14 protein-coding genes are annotated in these 13,006 nt (G+C 60.9%); 9 read left to right on the top strand and 5 right to left on the bottom strand.

Annotated elements, in window-relative coordinates:
- Window positions 1–7: 7 nt before the first annotated feature.
- The 9 genes from ribBA (at window position 8) to AB4N44_RS13855 (ending at window position 6,492) form a co-directional block, all read left to right on the top strand.
- Window positions 8–1,099 carry a bifunctional 3,4-dihydroxy-2-butanone-4-phosphate synthase/GTP cyclohydrolase II gene (gene ribBA, locus AB4N44_RS13895; protein WP_127929942.1) on the top strand — a complete coding sequence of 364 codons (1,092 nt, stop codon included), beginning with the start codon at window positions 8–10 and terminating at the stop codon, window positions 1,097–1,099.
- 91 nt (window positions 1,100–1,190) lie between these two features.
- Complete coding sequence (gene ribH / locus AB4N44_RS13890) at window positions 1,191–1,667, top strand: 6,7-dimethyl-8-ribityllumazine synthase (protein WP_003228649.1); 477 nt, start codon at window positions 1,191–1,193, stop codon at window positions 1,665–1,667.
- On the top strand, window positions 1,664–2,164 hold the full coding sequence (gene nusB, locus AB4N44_RS13885) for a transcription antitermination factor NusB (protein ID WP_460108659.1): 501 nt from the start codon (window positions 1,664–1,666) through the stop codon (window positions 2,162–2,164). The genes ribH and nusB overlap by 4 nt, the downstream gene beginning before the upstream one ends.
- Window positions 2,165–2,182: 18 nt before the next feature.
- Window positions 2,183–3,148, top strand: a complete 966-nt coding sequence (gene thiL / locus AB4N44_RS13880; protein WP_460108661.1) for a thiamine-phosphate kinase — start codon at window positions 2,183–2,185, stop codon at window positions 3,146–3,148.
- Window positions 3,145–3,648, top strand: a complete 504-nt coding sequence (locus AB4N44_RS13875) for a phosphatidylglycerophosphatase A family protein (protein ID WP_011336134.1) — start codon at window positions 3,145–3,147, stop codon at window positions 3,646–3,648. Before thiL ends, AB4N44_RS13875 begins: the two co-directional genes overlap by 4 nt.
- Window positions 3,649–3,685: 37 nt before the next feature.
- A complete protein-coding gene (locus AB4N44_RS13870) occupies window positions 3,686–4,423 on the top strand; it encodes a substrate-binding periplasmic protein (RefSeq protein ID WP_127929940.1) in 738 nt (245 codons plus the stop codon).
- A gap of 235 nt (window positions 4,424–4,658) precedes the next feature.
- Window positions 4,659–5,276, top strand: a complete 618-nt coding sequence (gene ribA / locus AB4N44_RS13865) for a GTP cyclohydrolase II (protein ID WP_016984117.1) — start codon at window positions 4,659–4,661, stop codon at window positions 5,274–5,276.
- A complete protein-coding gene (locus AB4N44_RS13860; protein WP_122661425.1) occupies window positions 5,273–5,692 on the top strand; it encodes an MFS transporter in 420 nt (139 codons plus the stop codon). The genes ribA and AB4N44_RS13860 overlap by 4 nt, the downstream gene beginning before the upstream one ends.
- The gene (locus tag AB4N44_RS13855; RefSeq protein ID WP_160041978.1) at window positions 5,692–6,492 is read left to right on the top strand and encodes a cobalamin-binding protein; all 801 of its coding nucleotides are present in this window, start codon (window positions 5,692–5,694) and stop codon (window positions 6,490–6,492) included. The genes AB4N44_RS13860 and AB4N44_RS13855 overlap by 1 nt, the downstream gene beginning before the upstream one ends.
- Window positions 6,493–6,602: 110 nt before the next feature.
- On the opposite strand, the gene AB4N44_RS13850 is transcribed toward AB4N44_RS13855, so the two are convergent.
- The 5 genes from AB4N44_RS13850 to AB4N44_RS13830 all read right to left on the bottom strand — a co-directional run bounded on the left by AB4N44_RS13850 (window position 6,603) and on the right by AB4N44_RS13830 (window position 13,001).
- Complete coding sequence (locus AB4N44_RS13850) at window positions 6,603–8,486, bottom strand: TonB-dependent receptor domain-containing protein (protein WP_460108663.1); 1,884 nt, start codon at window positions 8,484–8,486, stop codon at window positions 6,603–6,605.
- A gap of 139 nt (window positions 8,487–8,625) precedes the next feature.
- Window positions 8,626–10,524 (bottom strand): 1-deoxy-D-xylulose-5-phosphate synthase, encoded by a 1,899-nt coding sequence (dxs, locus tag AB4N44_RS13845; RefSeq protein WP_150751763.1) that lies wholly within the window; start codon window positions 10,522–10,524, stop codon window positions 8,626–8,628.
- Window positions 10,525–10,615: 91 nt separating this feature from the next.
- On the bottom strand, window positions 10,616–11,503 hold the full coding sequence (gene ispA, locus AB4N44_RS13840; protein WP_099757289.1) for a (2E,6E)-farnesyl diphosphate synthase: 888 nt from the start codon (window positions 11,501–11,503) through the stop codon (window positions 10,616–10,618).
- Entirely contained in the window at window positions 11,500–11,742 is a 243-nt protein-coding gene (locus tag AB4N44_RS13835; protein ID WP_003228627.1) for an exodeoxyribonuclease VII small subunit, read from the bottom strand. Before AB4N44_RS13835 ends, ispA begins: the two co-directional genes overlap by 4 nt.
- A 113-nt stretch (window positions 11,743–11,855) precedes the next feature.
- Window positions 11,856–13,001, bottom strand: coding sequence for a Fic family protein (locus AB4N44_RS13830; RefSeq protein ID WP_460108665.1), 1,146 nt, complete (start codon window positions 12,999–13,001; stop codon window positions 11,856–11,858).
- Window positions 13,002–13,006: the final 5 nt, after the last annotated feature.

Here is a 13,006-nt window from a genome sequence, read left to right as displayed (position 1 = left end):
GTGCCTTGTGGCGCTCAATAGCATCGAAGAACTGGTCGAAGACATCCGCCAAGGCAAGATGGTCATCCTCATGGATGACGAAGATCGCGAGAACGAAGGCGACCTGATCATGGCCGCCGAATGCTGCCAGGCCGAACACATCAACTTCATGGCCAAGCACGCCCGTGGCCTGATCTGCATGCCGATGAGCCGCGAGCGCTGCGAACTGTTGAAGCTGCCACTGATGGCGCCGCGCAACGGTTCCGGTTTCGGCACCAAGTTCACCGTGTCGATCGAAGCCGCCGAAGGCGTGACCACCGGCATCTCCGCCGCTGACCGTGCGCGCACCGTGCAAGCGGCTGCGGCCAAGGACGCCAAGGCGGAAGATATCGTCAGCCCGGGCCACATTTTCCCGCTGATGGCACAGGCCGGCGGCACCCTTGCTCGCGCCGGCCACACTGAAGCGGCTTGCGACCTCGCGCGCATGGCCGGTTTCGAGCCGAGCGGGGTGATCTGCGAAGTGATGAACGACGACGGCACCATGTCCCGTCGCGCTGAACTGGAAGCTTTCGCCGCTGAGCACAACATCAAGATCGGCACCATCGCCGACCTGATTCATTACCGGATGATCCACGAACGTACCGTTCAGCGGATTGCCGAGCAGCCACTGGACAGCGAACTGGGCCAATTCAACCTGGTGACCTATCGTGATTCCGTGGAAGGCGACGTGCACATGGCGCTGACCCTGGGCACTGTTTGCGCTGAAGAACCGACGCTGGTTCGTGTGCACAACATGGACCCGCTGCGCGATCTGCTGATGGTCAAGCAACCGGGCCGCTGGAGCCTGCGCGCCGCCATGGCTGCGGTTGCCGAGGCAGGCAGCGGTGTGGTGCTGTTGCTCGGTCATCCGCTCGATGGCGACGTGCTGCTCGCGCACATCCGCGAAACCGGTGATCAGGCCACGCCGAAAAAACCGACCACCTACAGCATCGTCGGTGCCGGTTCGCAAATCCTGCGTGACCTCGGCGTACGCAAAATGCGCTTGATGTCTGCGCCAATGAAATTTAATGCGATATCCGGTTTCGATCTGGAAGTTGTAGAATACGTGCCCTCCGAATAATGACCGGTTGTTTCCGGACTCCGATTCGCGGCAAATAAATCACTGAGGGACGCGTAGCAGACGCGTCCCGGCTCTTTAAGAGAACTGACGAATGACCCTGAAGACCATCGAAGGTACCTTCATCGCCCCTAAAGGCCGCTACGCTTTGGTAGTGGGCCGTTTCAACAGCTTCGTGGTTGAAAGCCTGGTCAGCGGTGCAGTTGATGCCCTGGTTCGCCACGGCGTGAGCGAAAGCGACATCACCATCATCCGCGCACCTGGCGCCTTCGAAATCCCGCTGGTTGCGCAGAAAGTCGCCCAGAAAGGTGAATTCGCAGCCATCATCGCCCTCGGCGCGGTCATTCGTGGCGGTACTCCGCACTTCGAATACGTCGCAGGCGAGTGCACCAAGGGCCTGGCCCAGGTGTCCATGGAATTCGGCGTTCCGGTCGCTTTCGGCGTCCTGACCGTTGATTCCATCGAGCAAGCCATCGAACGTTCCGGCACCAAGGCCGGTAACAAAGGTGCCGAAGCTGCCCTGTCCGCACTGGAAATGGTCAGCCTGCTGGCACAGTTGGAGGCCAAGTGATTAGCGACGAAAGCGATCGTTTCAACCCGCGCGAACCGCGTCCAACGGACGCCGGCAAGCCTTCGAAAAGTGAAAAGCGCCGCGCTGCCCGTCAGCTGGCGACTCAAGCGTTGTACCAGCGCCACATGGCCAGTACTTCGCTAAACGAAATCGAAGCGCAGTTTCGCGTCGATAACGATTTCACCTTCGCCGATGCCAGCTACTTCCACGACATCCTGCACGGTGTTCCGGCCAGTCTGACCGAGATCGACACTGCGTTGGCGCCGTGCCTGGACCTGACCATCGAAGAGCTGGACCCGGTTGAACTGGCCGTTCTGCGCCTGTCGACCTGGGAACTGCTCAAGCGCGTCGACGTGCCGTACCGCGTGGTGATCAACGAAGGTATCGAGTTGGCGAAAGTCTTCGGTTCGACCGACGGCCACAAGTTCGTCAACGGCGTGCTCGACAAGCTGGCCCCGCGCCTGCGTGAAGCTGAAGTGAAGGCGTTCAAGCGCTGAAACGCGCTTGAAACCTCAATGGGCGAATTCGAGCTGATCCGCAATTTCTTCGCCGCCGCGCCCTGTGCGCAGGGCGGCGAAGGCGTTGCTCTGGGGATCGGCGACGATTGCGCCTTGCTTGCTGTTCCCCCCGGGGAACAGTTGGCGATCTCTACCGATACGCTGGTGGCCGGTGTGCATTTCGCCGACCCCTGCGATCCGTTTCTGCTCGGTCAGCGCTCGCTGGCCGTCGCGGTCAGCGATCTGGCCGCCATGGGCGCCACGCCCATTGCCTTTACCCTTGCCCTGACTGTACCGACGGTGACCGCCGATTGGCTGCAAGCCTATGCCCACGGTTTGAACCGCATGGCGCAGAGCTGCGGCGTTGCGCTGGTCGGCGGCGATACCACGCGCGGGCCGTTGAGCCTGACAGTAACCGTGTTTGGTCGAGTGCCGGCGGGGCAGGCGCTGACCCGCAGCGGTGCGCAACCGGGTGACTTGTTATGTGTCGGCGGGGAGCTGGGCAATGCGGCCGGCGCCTTGCCTTTGGTGCTCGGTCAGCGTGAGGCTGAAGCACACATCGCCCAACCGCTGCTCGATCATTACTGGTCGCCGCAACCGCAACTCGCCCTCGGTCAGGCCCTGCGCGGCAAAGCCACCTCGGCGCTGGATATCTCCGATGGCCTGCTCGCCGACTGTGGCCACATCGCACTGGCGTCGAAGGTGCGGCTTGAGATTGAACGCGAGCGCGTACCGCTGTCGGATGCATTAGTGGCGTTTCTCGGTCAGCGCGGCGCCGAGCGTGCAGCGCTGAGCGGTGGCGATGATTACGTGCTGGCCTTCACCCTGCCGTCCGTCGAGTTGCCGGCGCTGCTGGCCAATGGCTGGCCGATCCATGTGATCGGTCGTGTGTCAGAAGGTCAGGGCGTGATTCTGCTGGATCGCGAAGGGCACGACATCACCCCGCAAATCCGGGGCTATCAACATTTTCAGGAGACACCGTGACAGATCACCCGAAACAGGTTCCGGCCGAATTCGTTCCGCCGTCGGTCTGGCGCAATCCCTGGCATTTTCTTGCGTTCGGCTTCGGTTCCGGCACCTTGCCCAAGGCGCCGGGCACGTGGGGCTCGCTGGTTGCGCTACCCTTTATTCCGTTGTGGCAAATGTTGCCCGACTGGGGTTACTGGCTGATGCTCGGGATCACCATGCTGTTCGGCTTCTGGCTGTGCGGCAAAGTCGCCGACGATCTGCGGGTACATGACCACGAAGGCATCGTCTGGGACGAAATGGTCGGGATGTGGATCACCCTGTGGCTGGTGCCGGAAGGCTGGTACTGGCTGCTCGCGGGTTTCCTCGTATTCCGTTTCTTCGACATTCTCAAGCCATGGCCGATCCGCTGGATCGACCGGCATGTGCATGGCGGCGTCGGCATCATGCTCGACGACGTGCTGGCCGGTGTATTTGCCTGGCTGGCCATGCAGGGTCTGGTGTGGGTTTTCGCCTGATTCCACGGGATATCAGGGTCAAGTGAGGGGACTAGGGATGGCTCGACGCTGGTTGGCGTTAGTGGTTTTGGCTTTGCTGAGTACCGTGGCCGGTGCGCAGGAAGCTGCGCCGACGCCGGCGGTCATCCATCTGGCCAGCGAAGACTGGGAAGACTACACCGCCGCCGACGGTCATGGCCTTGGCTGGGATGTGTTGCGCAAAGTGTTCGAACCGGCCGGAGTAAAGCTGGATATCCGCAGCGTGCCATACACCCGTTCGGTCGGGCTGGTGCAGTTGAAGGAAGTCGACGCGCTGGTCGGTTCCTATCGCGACGAAGCCGAGCAGGTCTTGTATCCACACTGGAACTTCGATTCCGACCACATCTACGCGTTGGGTCTGGCGAGCAATCCATCGCCGACGCAGGCGACGCTGGGCAAATATCGTCTGGCCTGGGTGCGCGGTTATCGCTACGAAAACTACCTGCCGAATATCAAGCGTTACAACCAGATCCAACGGCGCACCGGCATTTTATCGATGCTCAAGCAGGGGCGGGCGGATTACTACATCGATGCGTTGACCGAGATCGAGGCCGTGCTCAAAACCGCAGCAGATCCGGCGCTGTATCGCTATTCACATCTGATCGAGCTGCCGTTGTTTCTCGGCTTTGCCGACACTCCGCAGGCGCGAGCGCTGATGGCGCTGTATGACCAGCGCATGGAGCAGTTGGTGAAGAGCGGCGAGTTGAAGCCGATCTTTGAGAAGTGGAAGCAGCCGTATCCGTTCAACCCGAATTGAGCATACAACTCCTGTGGGAGCGAGCCTGCTCGCGAAAACGGCGGTTCAGCCAGCATGAGGGCGACTGACCTGACGCCTTCGCGAGCAGGCTCGCTCCCAAAGGGACAGAGGCAACTCAGTAGTTATCAAACTTTTTGATCGTTATGCCCGATAATTCAGCCTAAGCGTCTGTAGGAACCTGCTGTTACAATGCCGGCCTGCGAATTTTCAGACTCTTTAGATCAGGAGCACACCGGTGCCTGTCGTCTTTGTCGCCGCTTCCAAGCTGCCAACGCCTTTTGCGCAATTCACCATGCACGGTTTTCTCGATGAAGCCACCGGCCGCGAGCACGTCGTGCTGAGCCTGGGTGAAATTGCCGACGGTGCCCCGGTTCTCGGCCGTTTGCACTCCGAATGCCTGACTGGCGACGCCTTGTTCAGCCAGCGCTGCGACTGCGGCTCGCAACTGGAAGGCGCGCTCAAAGCCATCGCCCGTGAAGGCCGTGGCGTATTGCTTTACCTGCGTCAGGAAGGTCGCGGTATTGGTCTGCTGAACAAGATCCGTGCCTACGAATTGCAGGACGGCGGTGCCGACACCGTTGAAGCCAACGAGCGTCTGGGCTTTGCCGCTGACCAGCGCGACTACGCAATGTGCCTGCCGATGCTTGAACATCTGGGCGTGAAATCCCTGCGTCTGATGACCAACAACCCGCGCAAGGTCAAAGCCTTGACCGACATGGGCATCACCGTCGCCGAGCGCGTGCCGTTGCACACCGGGCACAACCCGCACAACAAGCTCTACCTGGCGACCAAGGCCAGCAAGCTCGACCACATGATGGGCAATGAGCATCAGGGCGAGGTTGATCGCGCGTGACTCGCGGTCAGGTGCGGCGCCGATTGTCGGTCGATTGGTGGAAATACCTCGCGCTGGCGCTAGTGCCGTTGTTCGTGCTCAACGCGCTGTTTGGTCAGGGCGAAGGGATTCTGCCAGTACTGGCGATGCCGTTTTTCATTGCCGGCGTCGCGTCGATGTTTGTCAGCCTGAAGTTTTTCGGTCGCTATAAACATGCGCTGATCGCCACGCAAAAAGCCCTCGATACCCCGGATGAACCTGCAGCGTGGATTGCCCTCGCAGCCCGTCGTCGTGCGGCTTTTCTCGCGGCAGCCTTGCCGGCGTGGATCGGCGCGCTGGCGGTGTTTGTCGGTCTTGAAGCCGTACCGTTGATGCTGCTGGCGTTGTCCACGGCGGTGCTGTTTTATCTCTACCGTATCCCGCGTCAACTCGGCTGATGCGTCGTCTGTGGCTGGCGCTTCTGCTGCTGGCCGTCAGTGGCCCTGTGCTGGCGAACCTGCGGGTGGTCAGCCTCGCGCCGTCGCTGTCTGAAATTGTCGTTGAACTGGATTCGGCTGACCTGCTGGTCGGCGTGCTGGATGCCGGGGAGCGTCCTGCTGAAATTGCCAACGTCCCCTCTGTCGGCCGCTATGGCCAACTCGACATGGAACAATTGCTGAGCCTCCAGCCTGATTTATTGTTGCTGTGGCCCGGCAGTGTCGGCCCTGCGCAGCGTGATCAGCTCAAGCGCTTGGGCATCCCGACCTTCGTCGCCGAACCGCATTCCTTTGAGCAACTCATTACCCAGATAGAAGCCATTGCCGCGCAATTGGGGCGACCTCAACGTGGGGTGAAACGGGCTTCGGAGTTGCGCAAACAACTCGCAGAGCTGCGCCAGCGCTATCGCCGGGACGTGCCGTTGCGGGTGTTTTATCAGGTGTGGGACAAGCCGCTGTACACCGTCGGTGGCGGGCAGATCATCAGCGATGCGCTGCAAGTGTGCGGGGCGGGCAATGTGTTCGGTGATCTGAGTCTGCCGGCGCCGCAGGTGAGTATTGAGGCAGTGTTGCAGCGCGATCCTGAGGTGATTCTGGCGAGTGATCGGGCGCAGCTGAATGCGTGGAAGGCGTGGCCGCAGGTCGCCGCGGTGACGCAGGGGAAATTACTGCTGGTCACCGACAAAGGCCTTGAGCGCCCAAGCGGCCAGATGATCAGCGCCACCGCCAAACTCTGCCAATTGATCGCGCCGGACCACTGAAACCGTGGTGACTACTTCGCGAGCAGGCTCGCTCCCACAGGGGGATTGCATTCCAAATGTGGGAGCGAGCCTGCTCGCGAAGGGGCCTGTGAAATCACCGAAGATTCAAATCAAAGCTGGGGAGTCCAGGTGACACCAAACATCCACGCTCGACCTTCTTCGCGATAGCCATACTGGCTGCCGTCATAGCTGTAGTTCGCCCGGCTGTAGCCCTTGTCGAAAACGTTATCGACCTTCAGATCCAGCTTGATCTCGCGGTTCAACGCCCAGCCGCTGCGTAAGCCGAACAGCGCATAGCCGCCCAGCGCCTGCGTATTGTCCTTATCGTCATAACTGCTGCTGACCGCCTGCCAACTGGCGCCGAGGCTGACTTGATCAAACTGTCGATCCAGATCCCAGCTCAACGTGCGCCGCGCACGTCGGGCCAAGGTGTGCCCGGTATCACGATCACGCGGATCGATGATCGAAACGCCAAGGTTGCTCTGCCAGTCGAACAGCTCCTGCTTCAATGCCGCTTCAAATCCATTGATTCGTGCCGAAGCCACGTTCTCTGGAAGTGAGTTGCTGCCGAAGATGATCGCGTCTCCCAGGTCAGTACGGTAAATCGACGCCTCGAGACGGCTGCTGTCGGTCAACTGACTGCGCCATTGCAGCTCGTAGCTTTTCGAGGTTTCCGGTTTCAGATCCGGGTTGCTGAAGTCCGGGTAGTACAGGTCGTTGAAGGTCGGCGCGCGGAAACCTTCGCTGTAACTCAGCAACAAATCGTTGTCCGGGTTCAGTGGCAGGGTGAACGTGCCGCTCCAGGTGTTCTGGCTGCCGAATTGTTGATTGTCGTCATGGCGCAGGCCCAGCTCCGTGGAGAAGCTGTCGGCTTGATAACGATGCTGGATAAACGCGGCGCGGTTCCAGCGGCTGTCTTCGTCGAATGCGGTGCTGCTGTTGACCCGGTCCTCGTACCAGTCGCCGCCGAGGATCAGGCTGTTGCGTGCGTCCAGTGTCAGGTCGTTCTGCCAGTTCACCGAATCGCGGTACGTGTTGAACACCGTGCGTTCGTCGCTGAGCTTGTCGAGGGTCTTCTCGCGATTCTCGGTGTGGCCGAACTCGACGCGGGTTTTCCAGATCTCGCTGATCCGGGCATCGACGTAACTGCTGACACTGCTGACGTTGAAATCGCTGTACGGCTGCTGTTGCACAGACTCGAACGTGGTCATATCGAAGCGGCCGAACGGGTTGTCGAACTCGCCCTTGCCACGGTTATCGAGCAGATTGGTGCCGATTTCGATGTCATCGGTCAGTGCATGGCTGAGGCTCAGGCTGACGGATTTATTGCGGTAGGCGTCGTGATCGCCATCGCTTGGATACGACTCATGGGTGCGATCAATCCCGGCAGTCTCATCCAGGCTGGCGCCGAGGTTGAAACGGGTTTTCTCATCGCCGCCGGACAAGCCGAGGCTGCGCTGCCAAGTCTGGTTGCTGCCGAAACCGACGTGCATCCGGGGCTGCAAACCCTGCTCAGTGCCGCGTCGGGTGAAGATCTGAATCACCCCGCCAATCGCATCGCTGCCGTAAATCACCGAACGCGAACCGCGCAGTACTTCCACGCGCTCGATCTGTTCGATATTCAGATGCTGCAGGTTGCTGTCGCCGGACGTTGAACTGCCGATGCGCTGGCCATCGACCAGCACCAGACTCTGCGCCGACTGCGTGCCGCGAATGTAGATCCCCGGCAGGCTGCCGCGCCCGCCGGCCTGCGCCACTTGCACGCCGGGTACGCGCCGCAGCAGATCAGGCACGTCGCTCGGTTGCAGGCGGTCGATTTCTTCGCGGGTGAATACCGTGTTGGCGGCGCTGCTGTCGTTTCGGGCTTCGACCTGGCGGTTGGCTGAGATCAGCGTGTCCGGCAGTTTCAGTGCCTGATCACGCTCGAAGGTATCGGCGACAGCGTTGGTGGATGGCAGCAGAAGAAAGGGCAGGGCGAGGCGCGAGAGTTTCATGGAAATCCATCGGGAATTTCAGATGTGCACAAATCAAATGTGGGAGCGAGCCTGCTCGCGAATGCGGTGTATCAGTCAGCCCTGATTTGACTGACAGTCCGCATTCGCGAGCAGGCTCGCTCCCACAAGGGTATTGCGTTTATTTGTCGAGTAAGGCCAGACGCTCACGAATCGACGCTTCGATCCCGGCCTCATCCAGCCCGCACTCGGCCAGCATTTGCGCAGGCTTGGCGTGCTCAACGTAGATATCCGGCAAGCCCAGATGCAGCATCGACTTGAGAATGTTCTCGCGCGCGAGGAACTCGCTGACCGCGCCACCGGCGCCGCCCATGATCGCGTTCTCTTCGATGGTCACCAGCAATTCGTGGCTGTCGGCAATCTCGCGCACCAGCTCTTCGTCGAGCGGTTTGACGAAACGCATGTCGACCACGGTGGCATCGAGTTTTTCAGCGACTTTCAGCGCTTCGGACAGTTGCACACCGAACACGAGCAAGGCGACTTTGCTGCCCTGACGACGGACGATGCCCTTGCCGATTTCGATCGGCTCGAGGTCTTTCTCAATGGTCGCATTCGGACCATTGCCACGCGGGTAACGCACCGCCGCCGGGCCGTTGTAGAGGTGGCCGGTGGTGAGCATTTTGCGCAGCTCGTTTTCATCGCTCGGGGTCATGATGACCATGCCCGGGATGCAACGCAGATACGACAGATCGAAGCTGCCAGCGTGGGTCGGTCCGTCTTCGCCAACTAAACCTGCACGGTCGATGGCGAACAGCACGTCGAGGTTCTGCACCGCGACGTCATGCACCAGTTGGTCGTAACCACGCTGGAGGAACGTCGAGTAGATCGCCACCACCGGTTTTGCGCCTTCACAGGCCATGCCGGCAGCGAACGTTACCGCGTGTTGCTCGGCAATCGCCACGTCGAAGTAGCGCAACGGAAAACGTTCGCTGAACGCCACCAGATCCGAGCCTTCCTTCATCGCCGGGGTAATCCCGACCAGACGTGGATCAGCGGCTGCCATGTCGCACAGCCACTCGCCAAACACTGCCGAATACTTCGGCCCGCTGGCCTGCTTCGGCGCGGCGGCCGGAGCGTCCAGTGGTTCGAGTTTGGTAATGGCGTGGTAACCGATCGGGTCGACTTCCGCCGGGGCGAAGCCTTTGCCTTTCTTGGTGACGATGTGCAGGAACTGCGGGCCTTTCAAATCACGCATGTTGCGCAGCGTGGCGATCAGGGTTGGCAGGTCGTGGCCGTCGATCGGGCCGATGTAGTTCCAGCCCAGCTCTTCGAACAGCGTGCCGGGGACCAGCATGCCTTTGGCGTATTCTTCGGTGCGGCGGGCGATTTCCCAGGCGCCGGGCAGGCGCGACAGGACTTTCTTGCTGCCCTCGCGCATGCTCGCGTAAGTGCGGCTGGAAAGGATCTTCGCCAGATAGTTCGACAGACCGCCGACATTGCGCGAGATCGACATATCGTTGTCGTTGAGGATCACCAGCATGTTGGCGTTCACTTCCGGCGCATGGTTCAGCGCCTCGAAGGCCATACCGGCGGTCAATGCGCCGTCGCCGATCACGGCAATCGCCTTGCGATCACTGTCTTGCAGGCGGGCGGCAATCGCCATGCCCAGCGCAGCGCTGATCGAGGTGCTGGAGTGGCCGACGCCAAAGGTGTCGTACTCGCTCTCGGAGCGACGCGGGAAAGCGGCGATGCCGTCTTTCTGGCGCAGGGTGCCCATGCGCTCGCGGCGACCGGTGAGGATTTTGTGCGGATACGCCTGATGCCCGACGTCCCACAGCAGACGGTCGTCCGGCGTGTCGAAGACGTAATGCAACGCGATGGTCAGCTCGATCACGCCCAGGCCGGCACCGAAATGCCCACCGGTCTGGCCGACCGTGTAGAGCAATTCCAGGCGCAACTCATCGGCCAGGGTTTCCAGCTCGGCTTCGCCTAACCGGCGCAGGCCGTCCGGCGTGTTCGCGCGGTCGAGCAGGGGCGTGGTCGGGCGCTTGCGGGGAATCTCATGAAACGTCGTGGGCATCAGGCGAATCGTTATAGGTATAAAAGATGCCGCAGTTTACCTGATGCATCGCCCCCTGCCCACGCGTTGGTCTTTTTTGGCGGATACGCCGTCAGTTGCGCCGCTCGACGATATACCGGGCCAGCTCGCGCAAGGGCTCGGCCGCCGCGTCAAATGGTCGCAGGGCGTGCAGGGCCTGATCGCGCAGTTCCAGCGCGTAAGCCTTGGCAGCGTCGAGACCGAGCAGCGCCGGGTAGGTCGGTTTGTCGCGGGCAATGTCGGCGCCCTGGCGTTTACCGAGGGTTTCGGTATCGCTTTCGACGTCGAGGATGTCGTCCTGCACCTGAAAGGCCAGGCCGATGGCCTGTGCATAAGTCTGCAGGGCACGGAGTTCATCCTGCTCGGCACGGCCGCTGGCCAGAGCACCGAGTTTGACGCTGACTTCGATCAGTGCGCCGGTCTTGTGCCGGTGCATCTGTTCGAGGGCTTTCTGATCGAGTTTGAGACCAACCGAACCGAGGTCGATGGCTTGACCGCCGACCATGCCTGCCGGGCCTGCGGCATTAGCCAGCGCGGTGACCATTTGCAGGCGGATGTCACTGCTGCAATCGCTCAGGCGCGGGTCGAGCAGGGCACTGAAAGCCAGGCTCTGCAAGCCGTCACCGGCGAGAATCGCGCAGGCTTCGTCGAATTTCTTGTGGGTGGTCGGCTGGCCGCGACGCAAATCGTCGTCGTCCATCGCCGGCAAATCATCGTGAACCAGCGAATAAGCGTGGATCAGCTCAACCGCGCAGGCCGCGCCGTTGGCTTGTTCAGCCTTGCCACCGAGCGCTTCGCACGCCGCGTAGGCGAGCAGCGGTCGCACGCGTTTGCCTCCGTTCATCACGCTGTAGCGCATGGCTTCGTAAAGCCGCGCCAGCTCCGGCAGCGGCGCATTGAACAGGGTTTCCAGCGCTGCGTTGACCCGGGTCTGGCTGCTCGCCGTATACGCCGCAATCATTCTGGCTGTTCCGCGTCGAAGGGTTCCTCGGCGAGTTCGCCATCGCGCTCCAGCAGCACTTGCACTTTCTGCTCGGCCTGCGCCAGCGCTGCCTGGCAGTCACGGGTCAGACCGATGCCCTGCTCGAAAGCGGTCAGCGAGTCTTCCAGCGACAATTCACCGTTCTCCAGACGCTCGACCAGTGTTTGCAGGTCGGCGAGGGACTGTTCGAAATCCAGTGCAGCTTTTTTGCGGGCCATGGCGGCGATTTCCGGTTGACGTTAAACCGGCGCGACACTAGCAGATAGGGGGGTTATGGGCAAATGAGCGGGCCGGCTCTCAAGGGCAAAGAATGACACTGTGGCGGTTGGGTTTAACGTGCTGCTCTGTCCGGATAATTGATCTGGTAGCGCGTGCTACGGCCACCTCCCGGCAAGCGTTGCAGGCAACCTTTCTCCAGCAACTCCACAAGATGTCGGGTCGCCGTGGCCTTCGACACTTTCGCCACCGCTTGATATTGCCCGGCGCTGATGCCGTGCTCAAAGCCCCGCTCGCCGCCATCGAGCAGGCGATTGAGCACTTTGACCTGCTCAGCCGAAAGTTCGGACTCGCGGTGTGCCTGCCAGAAACGCGTCTTGCCCAGCACGCTTTCAATCCGGGTGATGGCTTGTTGCAGGCTGCGTAGCAAGGTTTGCAGGAACCAAGAGAGCCACTCGGTGATATCCAGCGTGGCTTTCTGGCTCGATTCCAGAATCCGGTAGTAGCCGGAACGATCATCCAGAATGCTCGCCGATATGGCGTAGAAACGGATGGCTTGCGCTTCGCCCTGTGCCAGCGCCAGATCAGTGATGGTGCGGGTCAGACGGCCGTTACCATCGTCGAACGGATGCAGGGTGACGAACCAGAAGTGGGCGATGCCCGCGCGAAGCATCGGGTCCAGTGCTGTCTGATGCTGGCTGGTCTCGAACCATTGGAGAAACTGGTCGAGCTGCTGTTCAAGACCTTGGCGTGGTGGGGCTTCGAAATGAACCGTTGGACGATCAATGCGACCCGAAACCACCTGCATTGGCTCGTCACCGCGTAGCGCACCCACATGCATTGAGCGCGCAGTAAGGTCAGCCTCTTGATCGGGAAACAGCCATTGGTGCCATTCCAGCAAGCGTTCCAGCGTCAACGGTTCGACAAATCGACGGGTGGCATCGAGCATGAGTTGCGCCAGACCTTCACTGCGTTGGCTGACTTTATCGCCGTCGATCAACTCCAGGCCCAAACGTCGCGCCAAGGATGACCGCACGGAGCCGACATTCAGTTGCTCACCTTCGATGGCCGAAGACGTCACGATATTCTGCAAAAGGGCGTCCAGTTCGGCCTGAGCCCCCAAAGAGTCACCTACCGAACCGGCCATACCCATCAACTGACCTTGCGCCTGCACACACTCACGCAACAACGGTGTCAGGCGTTCTGCCTGCCAGTTGAAGTCGGGCCAATCGGGCTGCTGCCAGATCCAGTGAGTTGCCATTCGTT

The organism is Pseudomonas sp. S3_C06 (assembly GCF_054667675.1).
Note: the sequence above shows the minus strand (reverse complement) of the source record. Positions and strands in the feature narration are given on the sequence as shown.

Coding starts and splice junctions, on each gene's coding strand:
- AB4N44_RS13830 (WP_460108665.1), bottom strand. CDS start 13,001: ATGGCAACTCACTGGATCTGGCAGCAGCCCGATTGGCCCGACTTCAAC.
- dxs (WP_150751763.1), bottom strand. CDS start 10,524: ATGCCCACGACGTTTCATGAGATTCCCCGCAAGCGCCCGACCACGCCC.
- ribH (WP_003228649.1), top strand. CDS start 1,191: ATGACCCTGAAGACCATCGAAGGTACCTTCATCGCCCCTAAAGGCCGC.
- thiL (WP_460108661.1), top strand. CDS start 2,183: ATGGGCGAATTCGAGCTGATCCGCAATTTCTTCGCCGCCGCGCCCTGT.
- ispA (WP_099757289.1), bottom strand. CDS start 11,503: ATGATTGCGGCGTATACGGCGAGCAGCCAGACCCGGGTCAACGCAGCG.
- AB4N44_RS13850 (WP_460108663.1), bottom strand. CDS start 8,486: ATGAAACTCTCGCGCCTCGCCCTGCCCTTTCTTCTGCTGCCATCCACC.
- AB4N44_RS13835 (WP_003228627.1), bottom strand. CDS start 11,742: ATGGCCCGCAAAAAAGCTGCACTGGATTTCGAACAGTCCCTCGCCGAC.
- AB4N44_RS13855 (WP_160041978.1), top strand. CDS start 5,692: ATGCGTCGTCTGTGGCTGGCGCTTCTGCTGCTGGCCGTCAGTGGCCCT.
- AB4N44_RS13870 (WP_127929940.1), top strand. CDS start 3,686: ATGGCTCGACGCTGGTTGGCGTTAGTGGTTTTGGCTTTGCTGAGTACC.